Source organism: Mycobacterium sp. 1245852.3 (genome assembly GCF_001669335.1).
Classification (GTDB): domain Bacteria; phylum Actinomycetota; class Actinomycetes; order Mycobacteriales; family Mycobacteriaceae; genus Mycobacterium; species Mycobacterium europaeum_A.
This window is the reverse complement of sequence record NZ_LZLL01000199.1, coordinates 1-559: the sequence shown is the minus strand read 5'-3', so window position 1 is coordinate 559 and position 559 is coordinate 1. Positions and strand designations below refer to the sequence as shown.

General features: G+C 62.1%; 1 protein-coding gene. It reads right to left on the bottom strand.

The window, feature by feature from the left end; translation table 11 throughout:
• Positions 1–559 (bottom strand): class I SAM-dependent methyltransferase (locus A9W96_RS09005; RefSeq protein WP_197499464.1); only part of this gene is annotated, 559 nt, incomplete at both ends.

The following is a 559-nucleotide window of genomic DNA, read 5'->3' as shown; positions in this document are numbered from 1 at the left end:
TCGGTGTAGCCCGCACGGAACAACTTCGCGCAGCCGGTCAGGTACTTCATATACCGGTCGTAGACCTCCTGGGACTGGATGGCGATCGCCTGCTCGCGATTGGCCTCGAGTGCCTCGGCCCACAGGTCCAAGGTCCTGGCGTAGTGCAGCTGCAGCGACTGGACGCGGGTCAGGTCGAAGCCCGCGGTCACTCCGTACTCGCCGACGGTCTGCGGCGTCGGCAGCCAACCGCCGGGGAAGATCTCGGCCAGGATGAACTGCGAGAACTGCACGATTTCGTGGGTCAGCTTCAGGCCCTTGGCCCGCGCGTCTTTGAACGACGGCCGAACGATGGTGTGCAACAGCATTCGGCCGTCGTCGGGAAGGATCTCGTAGGCGCGCTCGAAAAATGCGGGATAGCGCTCCATCTTGAAAGCTTCGAAGGCGCCAATCGTGACGATCCGGTCGACCTTGTCCTCGAACTCTTCCCAGCCCTGCAACCGCACCTCGATGTTGCGGCTGGTCGGCAATCCGGCCAGCTTGTTCTTGCTGTACTCAAATTGATTGCGGCTCAGCGTGA